This window comes from Vibrio sp. FE10, from assembly GCF_030297155.1.
Lineage (GTDB): Bacteria > Pseudomonadota > Gammaproteobacteria > Enterobacterales > Vibrionaceae > Vibrio > Vibrio apostichopi.
On sequence record NZ_AP028068.1, the window covers coordinates 216,311 to 240,447 of the forward strand.

The 24,137-nt window shown below is 43.8% G+C and carries 22 protein-coding genes; 13 read left to right on the forward strand and 9 right to left on the reverse strand.

Features of this window, described 5'->3' with window-relative positions:
- The first annotated feature begins 565 nt into the window (after window positions 1–565).
- From QUF19_RS18080 to QUF19_RS18110, 7 genes are all read left to right on the forward strand, one after another.
- A complete protein-coding gene (locus QUF19_RS18080) occupies window positions 566–2,308 on the forward strand; it encodes an EAL domain-containing protein (protein WP_286301765.1) in 1,743 nt (580 codons plus the stop codon).
- A 228-nt stretch (window positions 2,309–2,536) separates the two neighbouring features.
- A complete protein-coding gene (locus QUF19_RS18085) occupies window positions 2,537–2,908 on the forward strand; it encodes a GntR family transcriptional regulator (protein ID WP_102434125.1) in 372 nt (123 codons plus the stop codon).
- Window positions 2,905–3,759, forward strand: coding sequence for an ABC transporter ATP-binding protein (locus QUF19_RS18090; protein WP_286301770.1), 855 nt, complete (start codon window positions 2,905–2,907; stop codon window positions 3,757–3,759). The genes QUF19_RS18085 and QUF19_RS18090 overlap by 4 nt, the downstream gene beginning before the upstream one ends.
- Window positions 3,759–4,616, forward strand: coding sequence for a hypothetical protein (locus tag QUF19_RS18095; RefSeq protein ID WP_102434123.1), 858 nt, complete (start codon window positions 3,759–3,761; stop codon window positions 4,614–4,616). The genes QUF19_RS18090 and QUF19_RS18095 overlap by 1 nt, the downstream gene beginning before the upstream one ends.
- A gap of 1,040 nt (window positions 4,617–5,656) precedes the next feature.
- Window positions 5,657–5,944, forward strand: coding sequence for a putative quinol monooxygenase (locus tag QUF19_RS18100; RefSeq protein WP_286301775.1), 288 nt, complete (start codon window positions 5,657–5,659; stop codon window positions 5,942–5,944).
- On the forward strand, window positions 5,945–6,499 hold the full coding sequence (locus tag QUF19_RS18105) for a nucleotidyltransferase family protein (RefSeq protein WP_286301777.1): 555 nt from the start codon (window positions 5,945–5,947) through the stop codon (window positions 6,497–6,499).
- Between the two features lie 163 nt (window positions 6,500–6,662).
- Window positions 6,663–7,088: a bifunctional diaminohydroxyphosphoribosylaminopyrimidine deaminase/5-amino-6-(5-phosphoribosylamino)uracil reductase RibD gene (locus QUF19_RS18110; RefSeq protein ID WP_286301780.1), complete on the forward strand. Its 426-nt coding sequence runs from the start codon at window positions 6,663–6,665 to the stop codon at window positions 7,086–7,088.
- A 17-nt stretch (window positions 7,089–7,105) separates the two neighbouring features.
- Here the strand turns inward: QUF19_RS18110 and QUF19_RS18115 are convergent, their stop codons facing one another.
- A complete protein-coding gene (locus QUF19_RS18115) occupies window positions 7,106–7,558 on the reverse strand; it encodes an NUDIX hydrolase (protein WP_286301781.1) in 453 nt (150 codons plus the stop codon).
- A 285-nt stretch (window positions 7,559–7,843) separates the two neighbouring features.
- Between QUF19_RS18115 and QUF19_RS18120 the strand changes: the two genes are divergently transcribed.
- The 3 genes from QUF19_RS18120 to QUF19_RS18130 all read left to right on the forward strand — a co-directional run bounded on the left by QUF19_RS18120 (window position 7,844) and on the right by QUF19_RS18130 (window position 11,621).
- The gene (locus QUF19_RS18120) at window positions 7,844–9,556 is read left to right on the forward strand and encodes an RluA family pseudouridine synthase (protein WP_286301784.1); all 1,713 of its coding nucleotides are present in this window, start codon (window positions 7,844–7,846) and stop codon (window positions 9,554–9,556) included.
- Window positions 9,557–9,758: 202 nt separating this feature from the next.
- Window positions 9,759–10,139, forward strand: a complete 381-nt coding sequence (locus tag QUF19_RS18125) for a hypothetical protein (RefSeq protein WP_286301787.1) — start codon at window positions 9,759–9,761, stop codon at window positions 10,137–10,139.
- A 285-nt stretch (window positions 10,140–10,424) separates the two neighbouring features.
- On the forward strand, window positions 10,425–11,621 hold the full coding sequence (locus QUF19_RS18130) for a multidrug effflux MFS transporter (protein ID WP_434784928.1): 1,197 nt from the start codon (window positions 10,425–10,427) through the stop codon (window positions 11,619–11,621).
- Window positions 11,622–11,680: 59 nt separating this feature from the next.
- Here QUF19_RS18130 and QUF19_RS18135 read toward each other — a convergent pair whose 3' ends face one another.
- On the reverse strand, window positions 11,681–12,637 hold the full coding sequence (locus QUF19_RS18135; RefSeq protein WP_286301789.1) for a GlxA family transcriptional regulator: 957 nt from the start codon (window positions 12,635–12,637) through the stop codon (window positions 11,681–11,683).
- A gap of 89 nt (window positions 12,638–12,726) precedes the next feature.
- On the opposite strand from QUF19_RS18135, the gene QUF19_RS18140 reads away from it, so the two are divergent.
- Window positions 12,727–13,287: a cysteine hydrolase family protein gene (locus tag QUF19_RS18140; protein ID WP_286301791.1), complete on the forward strand. Its 561-nt coding sequence runs from the start codon at window positions 12,727–12,729 to the stop codon at window positions 13,285–13,287.
- A gap of 105 nt (window positions 13,288–13,392) precedes the next feature.
- On the opposite strand, the gene QUF19_RS18145 is transcribed toward QUF19_RS18140, so the two are convergent.
- The 5 genes from QUF19_RS18145 to QUF19_RS18165 all read right to left on the reverse strand — a co-directional run bounded on the left by QUF19_RS18145 (window position 13,393) and on the right by QUF19_RS18165 (window position 18,332).
- Window positions 13,393–14,633, reverse strand: a protein-coding gene (locus QUF19_RS18145; RefSeq protein ID WP_434784918.1) for an IS3 family transposase whose coding sequence is annotated in 2 segments (ribosomal slippage) — window positions 13,393–14,261 and window positions 14,261–14,633 — 1,242 coding nt in all. Because the reading frame shifts where the segments join, the coding sequence is not laid out codon by codon here.
- Between the two features lie 102 nt (window positions 14,634–14,735).
- Window positions 14,736–16,094 (reverse strand): Na+/H+ antiporter NhaC family protein, encoded by a 1,359-nt coding sequence (locus QUF19_RS18150; RefSeq protein ID WP_286301792.1) that lies wholly within the window; start codon window positions 16,092–16,094, stop codon window positions 14,736–14,738.
- A 273-nt stretch (window positions 16,095–16,367) separates the two neighbouring features.
- Window positions 16,368–17,132: a hydratase gene (locus tag QUF19_RS18155; protein WP_286301794.1), complete on the reverse strand. Its 765-nt coding sequence runs from the start codon at window positions 17,130–17,132 to the stop codon at window positions 16,368–16,370.
- A 368-nt stretch (window positions 17,133–17,500) separates the two neighbouring features.
- Window positions 17,501–17,806 carry a DUF3861 domain-containing protein gene (locus tag QUF19_RS18160; RefSeq protein ID WP_017088697.1) on the reverse strand — a complete coding sequence of 102 codons (306 nt, stop codon included), beginning with the start codon at window positions 17,804–17,806 and terminating at the stop codon, window positions 17,501–17,503.
- A 34-nt stretch (window positions 17,807–17,840) separates the two neighbouring features.
- On the reverse strand, window positions 17,841–18,332 hold the full coding sequence (locus QUF19_RS18165; RefSeq protein ID WP_017086655.1) for a DUF2798 domain-containing protein: 492 nt from the start codon (window positions 18,330–18,332) through the stop codon (window positions 17,841–17,843).
- Window positions 18,333–18,429: 97 nt separating this feature from the next.
- Here QUF19_RS18165 and QUF19_RS18170 point away from each other — a divergent pair, with 97 nt between their 5' ends.
- Window positions 18,430–18,864, forward strand: a complete 435-nt coding sequence (locus tag QUF19_RS18170) for a MarR family winged helix-turn-helix transcriptional regulator (protein WP_286301800.1) — start codon at window positions 18,430–18,432, stop codon at window positions 18,862–18,864.
- A 133-nt stretch (window positions 18,865–18,997) separates the two neighbouring features.
- Here QUF19_RS18170 and QUF19_RS18175 read toward each other — a convergent pair whose 3' ends face one another.
- Window positions 18,998–20,059 carry an MBL fold metallo-hydrolase gene (locus QUF19_RS18175; protein WP_286301802.1) on the reverse strand — a complete coding sequence of 354 codons (1,062 nt, stop codon included), beginning with the start codon at window positions 20,057–20,059 and terminating at the stop codon, window positions 18,998–19,000.
- Window positions 20,060–20,338: 279 nt separating this feature from the next.
- Here QUF19_RS18175 and QUF19_RS18180 point away from each other — a divergent pair, with 279 nt between their 5' ends.
- Window positions 20,339–22,237 (forward strand): methyl-accepting chemotaxis protein, encoded by a 1,899-nt coding sequence (locus QUF19_RS18180; protein ID WP_286301804.1) that lies wholly within the window; start codon window positions 20,339–20,341, stop codon window positions 22,235–22,237.
- 62 nt (window positions 22,238–22,299) lie between these two features.
- Here the strand turns inward: QUF19_RS18180 and QUF19_RS18185 are convergent, their stop codons facing one another.
- Window positions 22,300–24,084 carry an SgrR family transcriptional regulator gene (locus QUF19_RS18185; protein WP_286301805.1) on the reverse strand — a complete coding sequence of 595 codons (1,785 nt, stop codon included), beginning with the start codon at window positions 24,082–24,084 and terminating at the stop codon, window positions 22,300–22,302.
- Window positions 24,085–24,137 lie beyond the last annotated feature (53 nt).

Consider the following 24,137-nt stretch of genomic DNA (forward strand, 5'->3'; position numbering starts at 1 on the left):
CGTTTCACCCTTCTTAGTTAAAATAAACAAACAAGATTTTAATATCATTACATTAATTGATAAACCCTATTCATAAACCCCGACAAAACCACTACTGATATTACCATCAATTAAGAATTGCATTAAATAACGAAATATAACGCCTTAATTAAATGATATTAATATTACCTATTTCTTTGTAATTAAGTTTTATCCTGAAAAAATCTGATAAATCAGACCCATCAATAACCACCACAAATACCATGCGTAACTACATTAGCAATCACTAAAGTTATAGTTAAAACTGCTGATATAGAGGCTTACAAATGGATAAATACCAAAACAAATGGATAAATCCCCCTTGTCTCTTGTAAAACATCGGCTTTCATTTATAAATTCAAGTTTTGGGTGAACATCTCTATAACCTTTCATTACAGCCCGAATTCTGCGATTAGTATCAACATCTTAAGAGGAAATGGTGACATTTTAGTTATGTTATTTAGAACGGACTCTTGGGTTGAATGACAATCCCAGCCATCACATATCAATCACACAAATATAATAACTATCGCTTAGGAGTTGAGCCATGCACTGTTCTTTCAACATAAATAACAATAATGAGAGCTTGCAACTAATTTATAATGAAGAAAAGATATATATCAAAAGGGACAGTAATAAAATATCAGAAGAAACCCTTAATAGTAAAGAGAGTTTTGTTCTAAAATTTTTATTAGAACATTCATCAATATCAAACCCTCAATCGGCTAGAGATGTTGAAGAGTCATTTAAATTACATTTTGATGAGGAGTTCAGCTTGTATGCATTAAAAAACATTATCGCGTCGATAAGAAAGAAATATCGTAACCTATGTAAAAAGGCCAACGTAAATAATAAAAATGAACTGATATCGAATCTCTATAAAGTCGGTTACTTCATCGACCTTGATAAAAGTTCTACCAATCGAATTGCACCGAAGTACAACATCAACCAATTCAAACCTAGCCACAAAGACGTGTTAAAGCTGATGTTCAACGCTTACCAAAAAGAGTTGATAAGAGCCTTGATACTTGTGTTCACTGTTTCGTCAATTATCTTATTCGTTGTCTACTTTTTCCAAATCCTTTATACGACGAAAATCGCCGATGAATACAGTCAAAACACCAAAGAAATTGCTGAAGAAGTCATGAGTTACGGCTGCAACAACGAAGGCACAGTGCATGCGTTAAGGCACTCACTCAATTTGGATTCTGTAGTGATGACGACGCCTTTGGGTTCATGTTATGTATCCAAAACACGTTCGAAGATGGTAGAACTCGATCAGATTGATGGCTTTTACGATAGCGCTGATTTTGCTTACTCACGATTTACCGACCTTGAGCATGACATTGACCTTACTGTGCGGATCTCCAAAGGTTCAATTGAAGCTCGGTACCGAAATTCGTTACTGCCTTTGTTAGTTGACTCTGTCTCTATCCAAAAGAACGGTTACTACATTCTAAACCTTGGGGAAAATAGTACATCTATCTATCAAGCCCCACTCCCAAGCGGTGCGTCCATCACCTTCTACAGCAACGACATTGTCGCGTTGTGGGTTACGTTGGCAATGCTATTAGCCACTCTGCTCTATCACTCTTATATTTTAGGTTTTGTGGTCTATATACTTCGCTGGAAAAACATATCTTTTGAAGAAGAGCCCATCATCAATACAGAAGATAATAGCGTCCTGTATTACGAGCTGTTATCTAGAGTTCGGAATGTCGGTGTGTTGGACTTTATCAACACCATGAGACGCATCAACCTACTGACTTTCCATACGATTTTACTGATTGAAACCGTCAAGAATGCTAAAGCCAATAACAGCCACGAGATTTATGGCGTGAATGTTTGCCCAAGTGCATTGGTGGGAACGAATTTCGAGAAAATTAGACATCACTTAACCGCAATGGAAGCCAATGAGTTTGTAGTAGAGATAACCGAATACTCAAATATCGGTTATGGATGTGAAGTGATCGATAACATCAGAGACATTAAAAAGCTGGGGATTACTATCGCGCTGGATGACTTTGGAACCGGAAACAATAACATCGAAATAATCAGTATCATTTCCCCGACGTATCTCAAACTGGACCGTTGTTTTGTCAAAGACATCGAGTCAGGGGAACATCACCAAGCCGTGCTGCTCAACATCTCTGAAATTGGCCGCTTGTCCAACATTACAATGATTTACGAAGGCGTAGAGACTCGCAGGCAGCAATATATCTTGTGCCAACTAGGCTACAACCTGCATCAAGGTTACTTGTACAGCCGACCCAGTAACTCAGAGGAATAAAAGCCTCTCACCTTATTTGAAATATAGATAAGCAATGGTTTCCTATTCAAATAGCTACCTTTAATACAACTGCTGAAAGCTGACAGGGAAGTCGGCTTAAAGCCCCCCTTCCTGCTAAACATTTTTCATTTAGGCATAAAAACATTCTATCTATTTCTATAAAACCCTTGCCAATTCGAATAAAAAGGTTAGTGTTATACACATGTATATCACCATGCAGTTTTGATTATGACCGAATGGAAAGACGACCAACCGATCTTCAGGCAGCTTGCTGCGAAGATCAGTGACCAAATTCTTCAAGGTGTTTGGTTAGAGCAACAAGCATTGCCCTCTGTGCGTGCTGTCGCTGCCGATCTCAAGATCAACCACCTGACTGTCATGAAAAGCTATCAGTTACTGGTTGATGAAGGCCTAGTAGAGAAAAAACGCGGCCAAGGCATGTATGTCGCGGAAGGTGCACTTCAAAAATTAAAAGAGTCGGCACACCAAACTTTCATTAATACACAGATCCCAGCCATCGCTGAGACGCTAGGCATCATTGATATGAGTGTCGAAGAACTCGTGAAACAGCTAGAACAACATATAAAGGACAAGTCATGAGTACTTTACTTTCAGTGAAAAACGTAACCAAAACCTATTCAAACCAAGTGGGTGTTGAGAACATCAGCTTTGAGTTAAAGCCGGGCCAAGTGCTTGGGCTGCTTGGCCACAATGGCGCGGGTAAATCGACACTGATAAAATCACTGCTTGGTGGACACAACTATCAAGGTGAGATTGAGGTGAATGGTTACCACCCTATCCACCAGCACGCAGAGCTCATGCAGCACTTATCGTACATTTCAGATGTGAACGTGTTACCTGAGTGGATGACGGTTAAACAACTGCTTCGCTATACCCAAGGCGTGCACCCAAGCTTCAATAAGCAAAAAGCCGAACAAACGTTAAGCAGCACTAACATCAAACTCTCTTCAACGATCAAGCAACTTTCTAAAGGGATGAAAGTACAACTTCATCTTGCGATCATCATCGCTACCGACACTCAAGTGTTGATCTTAGATGAGCCAACGCTAGGCCTAGATCTACTCTACCGCGATACTTTTTATCGCCATCTTCTAGAGTGGTTCCATGACGGCGAACGCGCGATGATCATCGCTAGCCATGAGGTTTCAGAGATTGAACATCTATTGACGGACGTGTTGATTCTGAAACAAGGTCACTGTGTGTTGCAAAAGAGCATGGAAGACATCGAGAGCGACTATTTCATTATCGAAGTCGCAAACAACCACTCGAGCGAGATTCAGAAGCTCAACCCACTGACCTCACAGCCTGGGCTAGGAACCACTAAATGGTTACTGGAAGGCCAATATAGAACGCAAGTTGAATCATTGGGTAACATCTACAACGTGGGTCTCGCAGACCTATTCCTTGCAACACAGACGGAGAAGGCATAATGCATCCAAGTTTTTACATGCTAGAAAAAGAACTTATCGAGCACAAAATTAACACTCGATTGCCTCTGTTTGTCGGGTTGTGTGGTTTCTTGCTCTTCGTTAGCTTGTTCTTTAGCGGTCAGGCGCAACACGACTTTTTCTTCCAAATGGAAGTCAACGGCGACGTGAGTGACATCCACAGAGAGTTCGCACAAGATCTAAACTCAGTGATCTACTTTGGCGCAGGCTTGATTTCACTGCTGCTTTCGACGCTTTATATCCCTAAAACGCTGCGTAAAGAGCGCCAAGAAGGCAGCTCAATGTTTTGGAGAAGTATGCCAGTATCGAATGCCATGACTCACGGTGTGAAGCTAGGTTTCGGTTTAGTGGTTATCCCCGCTATCTGCGCACTGTTGGTTCTATTCGCTGATTCTCTGTTTTGGATTCTGAACATTTCAAGCGAACAACAATTAGCACTGATAGTAGAACAACAATCGCTATTTTATGTGCTAACCAATTGGGTGGTTTTCTTTGGTCGAATGCTGCTGGTTGCATTAGTTCTATTGCCATTAGCAACGGTTACTCTGGCGATTTCGCAACTGGTTAACTCTCCGCTGCTTGTAATTTTCATCTCAAGCTTTGCGATTAAGTGGCTAGCTATCGCGCTATTCGGATTCTATGGCATCAATGACTTCTTTTCTGTCATTGCCTCGTTACCGATGAAAGTGCTAACGACAAGCAATCCATTCAGTGCGCTTTCAGAAGTATCTATTCTGTCGCTAAGTATTTACGTACTGCTCGGTATTGGTGGTTACTTGCTGAGCCTTAAGTTGAACCGAACTGATGATGTGAGCTTGAAGACGCTGTTCCAACGCTAGAGTCACTTGTTCTGATTCTGAGCCCTGAGCCCTGAGCCCTGAGCGGCTAACCTCATCAGATATCAAAATCTAAATCAAAGCTTCTGAGAAATCGGGAGCTTTTTTATTGGCTGCTATTTATTGTTAGGCACTTTAAACCCTAACAACGGTTTTGGTGATAGAGGCAAAGGTACGGATTGGTGAAAAGGTACGGATTGGTTTTGGTGCTGAGTGAGGCAAAGATAAACTAGGAGGTATTAATGAGCTGACATTGAATTGCATTATTGTTAATGCCTGCCAGCTCTTTGGGGGATGATTTCTTTAGTCGCCGACCAGATGAAGGTCCTTGAGAGTGCTATTGAAATCGGTTTGTTGCGTTTACAGATCTTGTAACCTGTTCTGTTGCTAAGCTTTTAATTCATCATTTTAACTTCAAGCTCTTTCGCTTTTCAGTTATCGATATCAAGCTTATTTCTTTGAAGCTTCTTTCGCTGTGTCTTTCCAGTATTGGATGCGAACGCGATGAAGCTGTGCTCTTCTCATTTTTTTCATAAGGGATATTTCCTTTTCTTTAACTGCTCTTCATGAGCTATTTTTATTGCCAACTATTCGAATCTAACGGTGTTTGACGGCCAGATCAATGATACAAATCACAAAATATATAGAGTTTTGAGTACCATTTACATCAAAGTATGACCTAGTTATCAACTATGGCTCAATTCAATCTCTTAAGCCGTTGTTCGAAATTTAGATTAGTTATCTCAGATGACAAATTCATTTCAGTATCAATACAGTTCAGTGATACGTATTTAATAGACCGGACTAACACGGATTTAGTTCCCAATAACTTACCTTTCCTGCCCCTACCACTCACTGTCTCTTCTCTTCTACAAATTCCTTCTCCATAATTAAAGTTACGGCGTAACCAACATTCTTATTGAGCTGGCTATTTTTTATTCACATAGGCCTATACGACACAAACTCAAAATGGGATTATGTTTGTAACGGAAGAGCTTTTAATAGAAAAAGACAGTAATGGATAAAATTAAATGGACGTGATTATGAGTAAAGTAATTCTACAAGGGCATATTCTTGTGCCAGACAACGACCTAGAAGCAGTCACACAAGCGCTGGTTGTTCATAAGGAACTTACCCTCTCAGAACCCGGCTGTATCGTGTTTCGAGTCAGTCAAAGTTCACTTCAGCCTAATCGATTTGAAGTTTATGAAGAGTTCACCAGTAGAGAAGCATTCGAAGCCCACCAACAACGAGTCAAAGCTTCTGAATGGGGTAGCATCTCAAAGAACGTAACGCGTCATTATCAAATAACCGACGTTACTACTTCATAAATGTCCGAGCCATTAACCGACCGCATCGTCAGGTTGATCAAGCAAGATCCCTTGCGAATGCAGATTTTAGGGTGTGTCTCTCAACTCGGTTTATCACAATGCTATGTCGCCGCAGGTTTTGTGCGAAATCGAGTGTGGGACCACCTACATGGCTTTGATTCCCCTACGCCATTAAACGATATTGATGTGATCTACTTTGATCGCAGTGATACCTCTTACGAGTCGGCTATTCGATACGAATCTCAACTTCAACAGTGGTTACCTGAATTGAATTGGCAAGTTCGCAATCAAGCCAATATGCACACCCGAAATGGCGACAAACCTTATCAAAGCGCATTAGATGCGATGAGTTACTGGCCAGAGAAAGAGACGGCGGTCGCCGTAAATCAAAGCCCAACAGGAGAAATCGAGTGTATTTCTGCTTTTGGTTTAGAGAGCTTGTTTGATTTAAAAATCACACCGAACCCCAACCGCAGCAGAGACGTGTTTGATCAACGAGTCCAATCTAAAAACTGGTTAACTCATTGGCCGAAGTTAACGATTGGAAACAGTTAACGATCGACCAAAGTTAGTCATTAGCACCAGTTAACTACTGGCAGTCGAATTCAAAGCTAAAACCATTGACTACAAGTCCAATCAGATCGAATATGCTCCACTTCTCCAATCAAACGCGCACTGCTCCAACTGCTGCGCTCTCTCGTCATACTGAGTAACGACCATGAACCAACAATATATGTTGCAAGCGCTTGAAGCTTCGCGCCAAGCCCTACCTGATTGTCAACCAAACCCGCCAGTGGGCTGTGTTTTGGTCAAAAACGGTGAGGTCGTGTCGGTTGGGTACACACAAAAGGTCGGTGGAAATCACGCAGAGGTCGAGGCGCTAAATAGCTATAACGGCGAAATGGAAGGTGTTACGGCTTACGTGACATTGGAGCCATGCTCTTTTGTTGGCAGAACACCTGCTTGTGCCAACACACTGATTAAAGCAGGCATCAAACACGTCGTTGTCGCCATGCTAGACCCAGACCCTCGCAATAATGGTCGTGGTGTGGCGATACTCGAATCACACGGCGTGAAAGTCGATGTAGGGCTATGCCGAGAACAAGTGAGCGTCTTTTTAACCCCGTATCTTGGTAAATCTTAGGTCTTGAATAACCAGCGCTAGTTTAATTTCACTCGGTAAAGCGGATTAACTGGCTTATCGACAAAGTATGACCAAATATGATCGTAGACGGCATGTTGGTTAGGAAACGGCGCTAACGCTTTCGCTTCTTCTAAATTGCACCAACGGTACTCGGTGTGTTCGTCATTCAATTCAATCGCTTGGTTGGGTGGACATAACACTGCAAACACAGGGATTAGCTGAATCACATTGACGTGCGCTTCGTAAAACTGCTCCAGAAACTGTGCGTTGTACAATGCTTCCACTTCAATTTTGGTCTCTTCTTCAAATTCACGAACAATAGCCTGCCAGCCTGTTTCGCCCGCTTCAATCGAGCCTGCTACATGGCACCAAAATTCGCCTTTCACACGCTTCATTAATAGCATTTTCGTTTGTCCGTCGATCTCTGAAAGAGCGACACCAGCTACGATGGAAGTATTGAGTGGAATCATAACGTTACCTTAGGTTGAATAAGAGGGCGGCAAGGCTACCACCCTTCGTTTACGAAGTTGTCTTCTATGATTAAAAACGAGAGGCCACTCATCAATTTATGACTATCAAGTGCAACTGCTGAGGCTCGTAAGTTCAAGAACAGCCTTTATACCCAGTCATTGAGCGATTCTTATTTGAGGCGCATTTCGATAAAGAGTAGAATCGCCGCCTTGTACTGTGTTTAAGCTCTCAAAGCATACACCATAGACACACAGCCATTTATCACCATGAAGTAAGACGACAATATGCACTCATCCAAACCAACGCACGACTCAGAAAACAGCCACACACCTGAGCATTGCTTCACTCGCTTTCAACAGCCGATCGAGTCATATTCGTTGCCTGAGCGTTTCACATTCCCGTTCTATTATGAACCGCACGCACTGTGTGAAATCGCTTCTCACCAGCTTCAACAATACCTAGAAACACAAACCGATTGGCAACATGACTTCGGGCTAGATTCTGACGCAGGCCGCGGCAAGATGTTCGGCGTGTTGCTAGTGAAAAGTCCAGAAGGTGAGCTTGGTTACTTCTCTGCTTTCTCTGGCAAAATCGCTGACCAAAACTTATTACCTCACTTTGTGCCGCCAGTCTTCGACATGCTCAGCAGCGACAGTTTTTTCCATCAAGACACAGCCGACATGATGGCTGTGAATGCGAAATTTAAAGCCCTGCAAGCGAACGCTGAATACCTTGAATTGTGTGAACAATTAGCACAACAGAAAGCACAAGCAGAGCAAGAGATTGAAGCTCAGCGTTTGTTAATTATAGAAGGCCGAAAAACACGTAAAGAACAACGTGAACAAGGTAAAGAAAACCTTGATGAGCAAGCCTTCGAACAGCTAAATAACGAGTTAAACAAAGCCAGTATTGCCGACAAAAATCAGCAGAAATATCTTAAGCTCAACTGGGAACAAACCCTAAATGAACTTCAAGGTAAAGTTGGTGAGTTCACCACTCAATTAGCTGAACTCAAAGAGCAAAGAGCACACCTTTCTCATCAGCTTCAGCACAAACTGTTTTCACAATACGCTTTCCAAAATGCGGAAGGCAACATTGAGGATCTTAACCAGATCTTTGAAGATACCCCAAACAAGATACCACCAGCAGGTTCTGGCGAATGCGCCGCACCCAAGCTTCTGCAATACGCGTATCTAAATGGTTATACACCACTGGCATTGGCTGAATTTTGGTGGGGTCGTTCTCCGAAGTCGGAAATTCGCAAGCACAAGAAATACTACGCTTCTTGTCAGAGTAAATGTGTGCCGATCCTTGGCCACATGATGAAAGGCCTAGAGGTAGATCCAAACCCATTGCTAGAGAACCCTGCAGAAGGCAAAGATCTCGACATCCTATTCCAAGACGATCACATCGTGGTGGTACATAAGCCAGCAGGTTTTCTATCCGTACCAGGTAAAACCATCAAAGATTCGGCCTACACTCGCGTTCAAGAAATGCATCAGGATGTTGAAGGGCCCTTTGTTATCCACCGCTTGGATATGGCGACCTCTGGCATTCTGATATTTGCGCTGACTCGACGTGCGAACAAAAGCTTGCAGAAGCAGTTCATTACTCGTGAAGTTGAGAAGCGTTACGTGGCAATGATCGAAGGCGTTCTAGAGCAAGATGAAGGTTATGTTCGCTTACCGCTGCGTGGTGACTTATACGATCGTCCTCGTCAAATTGTCTGCTTCGAACACGGTAAGCCAGCTGAAACCAAGTGGGAAGTCATTGAGCGAAACCAAGACACCACCAAGGTTTATCTGCACCCTAAAACTGGCCGCACTCACCAGTTACGTGTTCACTGTTCACACCAAGAAGGGCTAGATATGCCTATCTTGGGTGATGGTTTATACGGGAACAAGGCCGACCGACTACACTTACATGCTGAAAGGCTAGCGCTACACCACCCAGTAACTAAAGAGTGGATGGTGTTCCAATTCGACGCTGAATTCTAAGCGTTAAGCCTATTTTCTGCATTAAGCCTGTTTTCTGCGTTAAGCTTAGGAAATAAACCAGAGTCACAAAACGTCTGTGACTCTGTCTCCTTATTTCACCTACCTCTTTGGGGTATATCTCCACGATTATTGCACTACATCAAGGTCCATTTTCTTATGACGAGTAGCATGCGCCTCTTCTTCTTTCCTTGAGGCCTTTGATATGTCATCAGCTGCTTTGAATCTGCACACCAACACATCAACTTCTTCTGTGATTGCCTCACAAGCATTAAGCTTGAAACCACTCACAGACAAAAAGCCAGACCTAAACTCGGCAATGCTGAGCTTAATTGAAGAAGTTAAAAACGAACTCCCACTTTACGAGTCAGAGACGTTTATCTGTGGGCCAAAAGGAAACTGCTCTGGCTGTTCTAAGAAATTGTTGGAGATGGTCGACAGTGAATTAATGTTCTGGGAACACAGCATTTCAATCGGCCAAGGCCCTAACTTCGAAGAACTGCGCCGTTTTGGTAAGCTATGCAGCAGTGTTAGACGCGGCTTAGAACGTAATGGTTTGGTAGAAAAGCGCCCAAAGAAAAGATAACAAGCTAATTCACAGCTGCTACAACCTTTCGATGAGCATTACAAACTATCGTTCATCATTGCAATCTATCATTCATCATTACAATCGAGCCCGGTCACTAACAGGTTGAACTCGTTTACTATAAGAGTGATAATATTTTGTAATACAATAAGTACCAAGACAAACCATTAGAGATTTTCCGACAAGTTCTTGAGCGAATCCATCCTTCATGTCTGACGTGCCTTACCTTCTGAAACACATCATCACATCCATTAGAAATCTTTTCTTGGATAACGGGGAGAGACCTTGAAGAAACCACAACCAGTACTGGGTAAGACCGGTATGCTATTTTTCCTCGTCATCATCAGTGCGTTTCCTCCATTGACCATCGACCTGTATTTGCCAGCACTTCCGCAAATGGTTGAGGTGTTCAATACCGATCAATCGATGGTTAACCTAACCCTAAGCAGCTACTTCGTGACTTATGCTGTAGGCCTGTTGTTCTGGGGACCGCTGAGTGAAAAATTTGGCCGTAAACCTATCCTATTGATTGGCTTAGCGAGCTATATGGTCGCGAGCGTGATCTGCGCAATGACCAACAGCATCGAACAATTGATTGGCGCTCGCGTCTTCCAAGCGTTTGCAGGCAGTGCCATCACGGTTATCGCCACTGCCATCGTGAAAGATCTTTATGATGGTCGAGAACGCGAAAAGATCATGGCGACCATCATGTCTCTGGTGATCATCGCACCAATGGTTGCACCGGTATTTGGCGCCTTTCTACTGAAAATCGCGTCTTGGCGAATGATGTTCGTTACCCTAGCCGTTTTTGGTGCGTTCGCATCAGTATTGGCGCTTTGCTACCGAGAGACACTTGAAAGCAAATACCAAGGCTCCATTTTCCGCTCATGGGGAAGGCTGGCCGTGGTCATGAAGAATCGTTCATTCATAAAGCTGCTGGTTATTTTCTCTATCACACCAATGGCGCTAATGGGCTTTCTTGCCGCAGGTTCTTATATCTACATCAATGACTTTGGATTGACCGAGCAACAATTCAGTTACGCTTTCGCATTCAACGCATTGTGTGCCTCATTTGGGCCAACGCTTTATATGAAGCTATCCTATCGAGTGTCGGTTCAAAAAGTGATTTCAGCGTGTTTTGCTCTATTAGCAATTGCCGGAATCTTTACGCTGACAATCGGTGGTTTGTCACCTTGGTTCTTTATGTTTATCGCAGCACCAGCGACGCTGATGGTTATCATCATGCGAGTACCAGGCACCAACTTAATGTTGAACCAGCAAGATCAAGACACAGGCTCTGCCGTCGCATTGATTCAGTTCTTCAGCATGATTTGTGGTTCACTTGGTATGGTTTTAGTTTCAATCCGCCCAGATTCGCTAATTGAAAACCTAGGCTTTATCCAATTATCGGTGGGAATCCTAGGCGGCTTGATGTGGCTGATGGTCAGAAACAAAGAGTACGTGACTAAGAAACTGAATTAGGCACATCCAAGACGCTCACTAACAACTCAATAAACCTGAGGAATGGTGCCTATTAAAAATCATTCCTCAGAAAGAAATCTAGAACGAAATCTTGATGGCGTTAAGCCGATGATTTTCATGAAGACTTTTCGAAAGCTGTTCACGTCCTCATAGCCAACTAGGTAGCTGATTTGCTCAACCGGTTTATGAGAGCTTTCCAATAACTCACATGCACTTTGAACACGCACGTGTTGGATATAATTGATAGGCGTGTAGCTGGTCGCTTTAGTAAATTGACGAATAAAGGTTCTTCGAGTCATAAACGCTTCTTCAGCCAATTGATCAAGAGACAACGAAAGGTGATGGTTCTTTTGAATAAAACGCTGCACCGACACAATCTTGTCATTGCCGTGAGCATAGTTTGGCACAAAGCTCTGATAGTAGCGTTGTTCTCTCAACCCCGTATCAAGCACGAGGTATTTACCTAGATTACGAGTATTGGTCGGCGTTGTGTATTTGGTCAGGATAAACAAAGCGAGATCCATCCACGACATCAAACCACCAGCGGTGATAATGTCAGCGTCATCGTTCAAGATTTTATCGACATCAACATCGATCTCAACATATCGCTCCGAGAATTGTTGTTGCGCTTGCCAATGCGTTGTCACGGTTCGCCCCTGCAACAACCCCGTTCCCGCCAAAATAAACACGCCCGCGCAAGCTGAACACAGTATCGCCCCACGTTGATGAGACTGAACAAGATAATCCAACAACCCTTCATCTGGTTCTAAGTAGTAGCTGCCATCTAAGTTTGGCGGCACCAAAATGATGTCTGCTTTTGAGTTCTCGATTAAGCCATCAACCGATTTAGAGCAATCCCCATAAGGCTTAATTTCAACATGAAACTGAACCTGCTCATTAGAAGGTTCGAGGCTATTAGCCAGTTGAAGAAACTCTTTCACTCCAAACACGGCACTTTGCAGAGAGCCTGGATAATCGATGATTTCGACCATTACTGATTTTGTCACTATTGCCATAGAGTCTGTCATTTTTGACGTGCGATAAAAACTACAGAGTATTCATAATATCCCTACACCGCAACACACTAAATACAAAGGTATAGACTATGAAGAACACAGCCCTACTACTTATCGACTTTCAAAATGACTACTTCCCTTCATACGAGGGTGCAAAATGGGCACTGTCTGAAACAGAAAAAGCAGCCGAAAAGGGTGCACAGTTATTATCCGCTTTCCGAGACAAGCAACTTCCTGTGGTTCATATACGTCATGAGTTTCCGACGAATGATGCTCCGTTCTTCTTGCCAGAATCAGACGGTGCTCAAATCCACAGCAGCGTGACTCCGCTAGAAAGTGAGCCAGTCATCGTAAAGCATCAAATCAATAGCTTTAGAGATACTGAACTGAACAAGGTGCTAAAGGATCAAGGCATTGAGAAACTGATCATCGTTGGCGCAATGAGCCACATGTGTATTGATGCTGTGACTCGTGCAGCAACCGATTTAGGCTATGAATGCCACGTAGCGCATGATGCTTGCACAACCTTAGACATGGAGTTCAATGGCGTTCAGGTTCCAGCAGCACATGTCCATGCGGCATTCATGGCTGCACTGAGCTTTGGTTACTGCAATGTCGCAACGGCCAGTGAGCTTGAAAGCCAACTTTAGTCAGACTCAAAACCGCCCACATGGGCGGTTTTAACTAAATTTCAAATAAAAGATCAGCTTCCAATCAATTCTTTCAGTGTCTCGTCCTAAAATACGTTGACGATTTTAGTAAGCCAGTAACGCAAGTTGCTGGCTTTTTTCATGCATCTTATTTGGCGTATTCATACCTAGGCTGAGATGTGGCCTCATTTCGTTGTACGTATATATTGACTCTTCAACAAGTGTTTTCAACTCGCGAAGATCTTTGCACTGAGTAAGCAAGAACTCTTGCTTGAGGATACCATTGACCCGCTCAGCTAACGCGTTTTGGTAGCAGTCATAACCATCAGTCATTGATGGAGTTATACCATGCTTTTTAAGTTTCTCTTGATAGAGGTTTGAGCAATACTGAAGCCCTCTATCTGAGTGATGGATTGTCGCATGACAATAACATCGAGTTTTTACCGTCATATCTAAAGCCTTCACAACATCGCTCGCTTTCATTTCATTGCTAACTTCATACCCCATGATTTTACGGCTGAAGGCATCGGTAACCAATGACAAGTAGTGAACGCCCTCGTTTGACTGAACATAAGTGATGTCGCTCACCAGAACTTCTTCTGGTTTTGACGGAACGACTTCTTTTAGCAAGTTCGGATGTTTTTTCATCCAGTGTCTGCTGTTCGTTGTTTTGGTGTAACTTCGTTTCGGCTTAACGAGTAAGCGCTCTTCTCTGAGGTAATTAAACAAAGCATCACGGCCAAGTTTTATTCCCTTAGCTATCAACTTCGGCTTCAGTAAGAAATAGAGCTTACGAGCTCCCAGCCGAGGCATGAATCGTCTTATCTCAAGCACCATCCCTTTCACAGGAGCAAGCACAGCCTGACGAGTGGTCTCACGCTTTTCTCTCTGATAGACACACTGACGAGATATATTGAGCAATGAACAAGCTTTACTTAAGCTTACTTTCTTCTCTTTTTGAAGGCTTCTTGCTCCTTCGCTATATACTTTTTTCTTAGCGACATCCCGTGCTCAGCATCAAGAATATCAACAACCCTATTGAGAAGAAGGCATCTGAGACGTTCATCTTCGAGTTCTTGTTCAAGTCGTTTTATTTTTTGGGCAGGCGTTTCATTCGCTCTCGGTGATTTAGGCATCGTGTTCTTCCTTGGGTTGGTAGTCCAATCCATTTTGCCATGCTTTCTTAACCAAGTAAGAACAGTCGAACGACCTTGTATGCCGTAAATTGATTGGGCTTGTTTATAGGTCATGTCGCCCTTTTCGATGGCGTCTACAACCTGTAATTTAAAGCCTAGTGTGTAATCACGCTGAGTGCGCTTAACGTGGTGTTTATTTGGAATGGTCATCATTAGTCCTCAATGTGTAAACACATTTCAGGACGGGACACAGATACAAAAAAGGCCCCTTTCGGAGCCTTCTTATCACAATCAGTAATCACTCAGTTTCTACTAAGCGTTAGCCACTTGGCGTGCTGGGTGTTTGATAAACACAGCGACTACAGCTACGATAGCTAGTGCAAAACAGTAGTAAGAGTTAGCCACGATATCCAAAGGCGATAGGTTAAATACCGAACCTAATAGCAATACCTGTGCACCATAAGGCAATACGCCTTGAATCACACAAGAGAAGATATCCAACAAACTTGCTGAGCGACGTGGAGACACATTGTTCTCTTCCGCCAGTTGGCGAGCCACACTACCAGACACAATAATCGCTACGGTGTTGTTTGCAGTACATAGGTTAACCATCGACACCAAGCCAGCAATACCTAGCTCGCTCGCACGGCCATTTGCTTGCTTAGAGTGTGAAGAGCCAAACGCACGGATCACACCGCTTACAAGGTTAGTTAGGAACGCTAGTCCGCCTTGGCGACGCATCAGCTCACTCAAACCACCAATCAGCATCGACAGTAGGAAGATTTCCTGCATGTTACCGAAGCCTGCATAAATATCTTGAGCGTAATCCGTCATACCGTAGCTCTCGACAGAACCTAGGCTCACGCCACCCGCTAGCAAGATACCAATGGTCAACACGACAAAGACATTCATGCCCGATACAGCAAGAATCAAAATAGTGATGTATGGCAGTACTTTCAGCCACTCAATTGGACCCGTTTCAGGAACTTGAGTTGCCGTGCTGTTGAAAGCAAAGATAACAATCGCAATCAATGCAGCAGGAAGTGCAATACGGATATTCTCTTTAAACTTATCTCTCATCTCACAGCCTTGCGAACGTGTCGCGGCAATCGTGGTATCAGAGATAATAGACAGGTTGTCACCAAACATCGCGCCACTTAAAACAACACCGGCTGTAAGTGGAATGCTCATGCCTGCTGAGTCTGCAATGCCCAATGCAACAGGTGCAACCGCAGCGATGGTGCCCATCGACGTACCCATTGCTGTCGCGATGAAAGCTGAAATCAGGAAGATACCCGGCAGGATCATGCTTGTCGGAATCGCAGATAGACCAAGATTTACCGTCGCGTCTACGCCGCCAGACGCTTTAGCTACAGCCGCAAAAGCACCCGCCAATAGGTAGATCATACACATTGCGATAATGTCTTTGTGACCGACTCCACCCAAGAATTGTTCGATAGCACGGTTCAATTTATCTTTGCTTAGCAACAAAGCCAACATCACAGCAGGCAAAGCTGCAATGGGAGCTGGAAGCTGATAGAAAGCAAAATCGACGCCTTGTAGTGACAAGTACGTACCTACGCCAATAAACAGCGCTAGGAACACGATCAGAGGGATAAGCGCAACTGCCGAAGGGGCAATTACCGCATTAGAATTTTTTGAATTGGACATGGAACATCAACGCAATAGAACAGGAAGATGAGCAGACTAATGTCACACTTAGGGCTTGTCAACGTCTAGACGTCTAAACGCCCAATTTAATGCAAAGTAATAAGCACGCCATTGAACATCACATAATAGAAAAGGCTATTTACTCACCAGTAAATAGCCTTTTGAGAACAGATTGCTTCTCGAGAACCGATAGCTTTTCGAGAGCAGATAGCGTTTATGCAGAAGCTAGCTTTTGCCTGCTTAGCGCTGTTGCTAATTTAGCTGTTTTCTTGCTTAGCGTTTTTGCTTGAACGTCACTTGGTATTCACCAATGCCTTCGTAGTGGAAAGTCGTTGGTTTATCGAAGCCCATTTCCACGATACCGCAGTATGAACCCGTGATGATTGCTTCACCCGCTTGGAAATCTACGCCACGACGAGTCATATAGTTAATCAGCCAGTAGATTGGGCTTGGTGGTAATGTATTTGGGTGCTTACCTGCGAATGCTTGAACTTGTTCGCCTTGGGTCACTTCGATATTAATCTCAGCAGAAGTGAACGCTTTTTCGCGGTCAATCTCAGGGCCAATGAACAGACCTTGGTTTACTAGGCCATCAGCAAGCTTTTCGTAGAACTCTGCACCGCTGTCATCAGCAAAACGAGACTGCATTAGCTCAAGTGCCATGTGGCAAGAACCGATCGCATCGTTGATCTGCTCTTCGCTGTAGCCTTCTTGGTTTGCAGGTAGGCTCTTAGCAAGCGTAAATGCAATTTCAGGCTCAACACGTACTACGTCGTTGTCAGCAAACAGTTCGCAAACCTCGCCTTGTTGAACGCTGCCCGAGAAGATAGGTGCAACAATGAACTTGTCTTCAGCCAAAGGAAGCAAACACTTCCAACCACCGACCTTGTCGCTCTTGAGATCGATCATTGAGGATTGGATCTTTAGCGCATCTTCCAAGTTATTCGGACGGTACTGCTCGTCCAATCTTGGTGCTTTGGTTCCCGCAACGCGGCGACTCAGCAGTTCTTCAGCTGCTTGCTTAAATACATTTGTCATATAATACCACCTTTATTTTATGACCCGTATAATATCGGATTTCTTGAAGCTTGAATAGACAATTAAACAACGAACCAACACCGCAAATTCAGCCCTCAATTTTTGCATATTCTAGACGCAAACAACTGAAACTATTTTGATTTATACCAATCACAATAAGTAAGTGTTCAGAAATAGCGCCGGAAAAAGGTTTGAGAACAAGGAATCATTTTTTGATAAGTAGTTATTCTACAATCAAAAATTATAACGCAGTTATCGAGCGTTTTAACCAGCTAGGCTGACCAGTTATTTACTACGATTGGTATTAGATACAAAAAAGCCAGTAAATTGATTACTGGCTTTCTAAGCGTACTACTAATGACTAGGCTTTACTGCCCTTTCAACGTCTTCTTCAGATTCTGCATGAAGTTTCTGAAGTGAGGCATGAAATCAACAAACAGAGGGTGCTTTCTATCTTGCATCATCATTGGCCCGAGTAAGCGAATACTCACCCCGAGTCGCGCTGCTGATTGCTCGTCTAAGCCGCTGTCTTGTTTGATCTTCTCAACAATCGCGAACATGTTTTCTCTGTCTTCAATTTCAAACTGCATGGTTTGCAGTTCACGATCTTCTTTGATGTTCACTTCTTCGATAGTGATACGGTAGTTGTTGTGTTTGCCTGTGAATGCTGTCATGTGGATCTCCTACAATGCTTAAAAAGTGTGTTGGCTAGCTCTTCATGAATCGTTCGAGCTTAGGTTTAACGGTCATCGACATCACGACCATGATCGTAAGGCCAATAGGAAGCGCAGCAATAAATCCATTAAACCATCCACTGGTAAACGCCGATGTATCCGAAAATCCAATATTATTTGCCGCTGTTACAAATGCCATGATGGACTCCATGATAAACGCCATAATCAATCCCACGATTAGGTTGCGAGCTTTCTCGCCATAATTGGGTAATACCTTGGCGACCAACTTAGTCACCAAAGTCATCATTACCACGCCAATTGGCATCATAATCACGACAACTAGAGCTAACGAAGAGAGCCAGTTGCCGATGAATGCCTCACCAAATCCGACATTCATGTAAGTCATCACGGCCGTTAAGCTGCCGCCAATGGTTAGCATTAAGCTCATCATGACCAAAATTTTGTATAAAACGGGTGTGCCTTTTTGCTCAGGAAGAGTTGGCGTTAGTGTTGCTTGAATCGTCATATCTATTTCCTGTCTTGAATTTACGAACAATTAAGTTGATAATGTCAACTATAAATACAGTAGTTGATATTGTCAACTACTTTTCTGAGGATCGTTTATGTCTGATAACACATCGCTAGAATCTATCTTTCGCTTAGTGCACTCTTTGAAACGTCAAATGAGCGAACAGATCGAGAGTTTGGATTCTGAGATCGCGCCAATGAACATTCGCGTCATGAAGATCATAACTAAGAAATCTCCATGTACGGCTATCGATATCGCACACTTCTTAAATCGCGATAAAGCACAGGTCACTCGATTGATTAACGCTTTGATCAGTCAGGAACTTGTGAAGAAATCCCCGAACCCAGAAGACAAGCGCAGCCAGTTATTGGTTCTGACCGATAAGGGTCAAGAGATCATGAGTAAGGTATCGAATATTGATCGAGAGATACTGCAGAGAATGACCAAAGGCATGGCCGACGATGAGTTAGAACAGTTTCGAAAAATCGCGAACAAAATGGCGAAGAATCTCGAAAGTTGCTCTAAGTAGAAGAAGCCTTTTCGAACAAGCCACTCGTTTCAAAAAGCAAAAACGCCACCGAATCGTACGATTGGTCGCGTTTTGTGTATGAACAAGGTTTGTACAGCTTAGCGGTTTAGCTATGGCTATCTGGATACAAGCTCTAATTCGATGCCAGTTTCCACCATGCCTGAACGGGTACGGGTTCTGAAATCACCAAACGTTCACCCATCACAGGGCTTACCATTTGCACGTCTCGCTCTTTGCTTATCGCGAGTGCTTGTTCCATTGGGTCTTGCCAATCGTGCATAGAAAGGTCAAAGGTACTGTTGTGGATTGACATCATCACCTTACCTTGAAGGTCGATGTGCGCCTGTACGCTTTGCTCTGGGAACATATGAATATCCGCCCAAAGCGAGTTGTACGCGCCTGTTTCTACCATGGTTAAATCAAACGGCCCGAAACGATCACCAATCTCTTTAAAGCCGTTGAAGTAACCAGAGTCACCGCTAAAGAATACTTTCTTATCAGAAGCGTTAATTACCCAGCTACCCCACAGTGTTTGGTCACGGTCAAGTAAGCCACGCCCAGAGAAGTGCTGTGTCGGGGTTAAAGTAAACTCTATATCCGAGGCTGTTGCCGATTCCCACCAGTTCAACTCAATGATCTTTTCTTTATCCACGCCCCATTTTTCAAGTAGCGCTCCGACTCTAAGTGGGACCAAGAATGTCCCTACTTTGTCGGCTAATACTTTAACCGCACCTTTGTCTAAATGGTCGTAGTGGTCGTGGCTGATCACCACCACATCAATATCCGGCAATTCTTGTAGTGAGATTGGTGTTGGGTGGAAGCGCTTTGGCCCCATCCATTGTACTGGCGATGCACGATCACTGAACACAGGGTCAGTCATCACTAGCTTGCCATCCAGTTTCATCATCACACTTGAGTGACCTAAGCGGTACGCAACGTCTTCTGTCTCTTCGATCAACTGCTCGGCTGTCATCGGTATCAGAGGCAATGCAGCACGCGGCACTGGCTCATTCCTTTCCACTGTCACATACGCTTTCAAGATTGAAAAAATATCAGACATACCCGATTTGTATTCCAACTCACTGTTAACAAACTTCTTCGGAAGCTTATCTAGATTGTCGTTTGATTGTGAACCTGTGCTTACGATAGCGACCACGGCAAGTACTCCTAAAATCGGCAATAGATATTTTTTCATTGGTATCTCTTTAATCATTGGGATAAACCCAATACAAAAACTACACTGGTTAGTTTACATATCAAAACACAAAAGTAAACCAATGAGTGTAACTTTAAATTTGTGAGACTTGAGCGTATAGAACTCAGCTTCGAAAATACAAATAGGAAAGACCTTCCACATTTGTACAAATATCGCTCAACTCTCACTTCTGCAATTCGTTTATTGACCAAGGAGTCAGGTTTTATTTAACATTATGTTTACAAATAAACATTGGACGTTTTTAGAAGGGACTCTAAATTGCAATTTACTATACGAACTAAGGCAATATTGGCGACGATCATCGCAGCTCTCGCCATTATCAGCGTGATGGGGATTTACTCATTTCAATCGAGCCGAGCCATTTTAATTGATAGAACCTTTGAAAGAGAGCTGCCTGCTTCGCTTGGCGAGGTGAGTAATGAAATCAACCTGAAGTTAGAAACCCCTATTCTCGCATCAAAGATGATGACGCTCTCTCCTCTAATGAAGCAGGCCTCACTCTCAGAGAAAAACCTTCGTGCCTATCTTGAGTCGGTCAAAAACGAATTCAATGCCATCAGTGCCTATTACGTATCAAACGAAGCAAGTACTTACTACACACACAATGGCGTTCTGAAAACTATCTCAGCCAACGAACAAAGTGACCAATGGTTCTACCGTTTTATCCAGTCAGACAAAGCGTTTGAGCTCTCTTTAGATATTGATGCCGGTACTGGAATCCCAGCGCTATTTGTCAACTATGTGGTGACTCGAAACGGCGAACGTATCGGTGTGACTGGCATCGGCTTGACCTTGGAAAGTATTACCCAGCTGATCAGCAACTACAGCGTGGGTAAAAGCGGTATTGTTTTTCTGGTCGATAAACAAGGGAGCATCAAGGTTCACCCAGACAAAAATCTAATTGGTCAGTCACTGGACTCTGTCGGGATTGAAAGTAGCCTGCTACTCGGTAGTCAGCAAACCATTGTTCATGAGGGTGTTGTTGACGGGCAGCCTCAAATTCTAGGCTCCAAAGCGATGCCGGGGATTGGTTGGACTCTGATAACTCAGATCCCCAAGCAAGAAGTATTAAGTGAATTAAATGGCTTCAGTCAAACCATCATCTTTATGGCTTTACTCATCGCGGCAATCTACACACCAATCGCAGCATGGGCGACCAACAAACTGTTACTGCCTTTCGTTGAGGTTGCTGAACTATTGCAGCAGATAGGAAAAGGCGGTGGCGATCTAACACTTCGCTTGGATGACTCCCGTCATGATGAAATAGGCCAGATTGCGAAAGGATATAACCAATTTGTTCAATACCTTAGCGAGCTACTTAAAGACGTGTCGAATACGGGTCAGCAAATATCAGAATCCATTCAGAGTGTGGATCGAATGGCTCAGTCGATGGAACAAGACATCAAACAACAAACTAGCCAAATAGAACAAGTCGCCACAGCCATTCACGAGATGGGAGCCAGCTCTGACGAAATCGCCCAAAACGCTAACGGTGCTGCCGATAGCGCGAGCAGAGCTTCAGGTGCGATAAGCATCGGTCAAAAATCGGTTACTGTCACCTCAGAAAGTATCGAACACATGAACCAACAACTCGACGACACCACGGCCATCGTTAATCAACTCGCTCAAGATGCTAACTCTATCGACACTGTGCTCGATGTGATCAGCGGTGTTTCTGAACAAACGAACTTGTTAGCATTGAATGCGGCAATCGAAGCCGCTCGGGCTGGTGAGCAAGGCCGTGGCTTTGCGGTGGTTGCTGACGAAGTAAGAACGCTCGCCTCTCGAAGCCAAGCATCAACTGAAGAGATACGTGGCATCATCGAAAAACTTCAACAACGTACGCAACAAGCCGTGGCAGCGATAGAAACGAGCACCACATTAGGAAGTAACTGCCGAGTAGAGGCTTCCAATTCAGAGCAGCAGCTATCGAGTATTTCTCATAGCGTTGATGAGATGAATGCTATGAACATGCAAATCGCCTCTGCGACAGGGCAACAATCCAATGTGATCAACGAGATATCACCGCACATCTCCGGCATTTCTGAAATAGCCAGAGAGAGCGATAACATGATTGAGCGAACGGCTCAGGAGTGTCAGCACTTACGCGCCAAAGCGATGCATTTAACAAATCTGGTTTCTCAGTTCAAATGCTGATCTCACAATTTAAGTCTTCCTAGAAAAACTAGTGACCTGAGTTTTGTCAGTAAAAATTAAAGCTAATCAGCAGACCATACATTCTTGAAATCTGGCCATCCCCAGTTGGTGATGGCCACGTTTTTCAAAATGCCTTGGAAACGCACGGTCTGTAAGTGATGAAACATAGGCACTAGCCAATAATCAGAAATCAACGTGGACGCAACGGGCTCCAACTCTGCCAAGTAATTCGGCAGTTCAACGGAGGCTTTGTGATGATCTAAGCGCTGTTTAAGCCAATCACTGTTCATGTCGCCGAGTGCAGAGTGTAAAACAGGATCATTCATCAACCACGAAAACAACGAAGATGGCGCATTGTCATCGAGATTGAGGTTACACAACACCAAGTCTTCTTTAAGGTCTCCGCTCTGAGAGAGTTGTGCCAGTTCTCGAAAGCTATAAGTATTCACCTCAACTTCCACACCGTATCGTTTAAGGATGTCTGATACACAGATGGCACAACGATAGAGCGCGTAGTAGTTATATACTGCAATGCTCATTTTCTTGGGCAGTTGCGTCTCTTTCGAAGGGGTTCGATACAGTTTCTGCCAACTTGGCAGTATGTTCTGAGCCAGAGACACACTGAACAAACCTTGATTTTTTTCAAGTTGAGACAATACCGCTTGTGGGTTAGCTATCCCTGCAATGTACTTACGCTGCTCATCCGTTAACAGACTAGCCGCTGAATTCTGATTGAATAGAATAAACAAACACCCATCCTCAACTCGGCTACGAAGGCCATCCGTTTCAGCCGACACCAACTTCGCATCACTTTTTCCGAGTTGATGGAAACAAGACGAGTCTTCATAAGGCGACACCTGCATTTGGCTGTCATCAAAACGAGCACTGCCCGTCATCGACTCTTCAAACTGCCAAATAGTCACCTCATCGGTCAAAGAACGACAACCATAATAGAGCTCAAATGCCGCGAGCTTGATGCGTTCATTATTAGTCTCAACCACTTTGAAAGGGCCGGTTCCAATCACAGCATGAGACACCGAATTTAATGGCGATGGCTCACGCGTTACTTGCGCAGCAGGTTGAATCGAATACTTAACGCCAGCCAATAAGCCAGCGAAGCCGGTGTCTGCTTTGGTCAGTTGGAAGCTGATCCTTAATGGCTGATCACTGTAAACCGAAGCAACATGGGCTAACTCTGTCTGATAGAAAGGTAGCGGTTGTAAGGCGGTAAACAACGATACTAACTGCTTGGCATCAACGGGTTGACCATCGTGGAAGGTTAGGCCTGGGCGCAAATAGAAAGTCCAAACCAACTTTTCAGCATCATATTCCCAATGGTGCGCCAGTTCAGGCTTCAACTTGCCCTTGCCATTACAAGTGACGAGACAACTGAATACTTGCCTGATCAAAAATCGTTCGCTACTGCGGTGAATATGATGTGGGAATAAGTCTTCAAACTTACGTTTATAGGTTAATTGCACGTGCAGCAACCCTTCACGCATCGTCGCGCCGGAGGTTTCTTGAAGGAGAGAGCCAAATACAGCGCGGTCATTGTCTAGAATTGAGAGTGCTTTTTCGTATTTGCCCTGCTCTATCAGTTTACTGGCAACATGTTGAGTCAATTCTTGATTGCTAAAGCGCAAGGTCAGATTAGAACGTTGATTCCTGCCGACTTTTGGCTCCCACACCACCCATTCAGCCTGATGCATTTTACCTAACAAGGTTCGTGCATGGCGCAAACTGGTAAACAGCTTGTCTGCAACCTCGGTTAAGGTAACCGAATGTGAGAGGTTAGGCTCGAACGAATCTAGCCTTGTGTAGTAACGCATCATGTTTAGATCAGACAAATAATGAACCTTTTTAGAAACAACCCTTCCTGATTAAGCCCATTATAAAACAC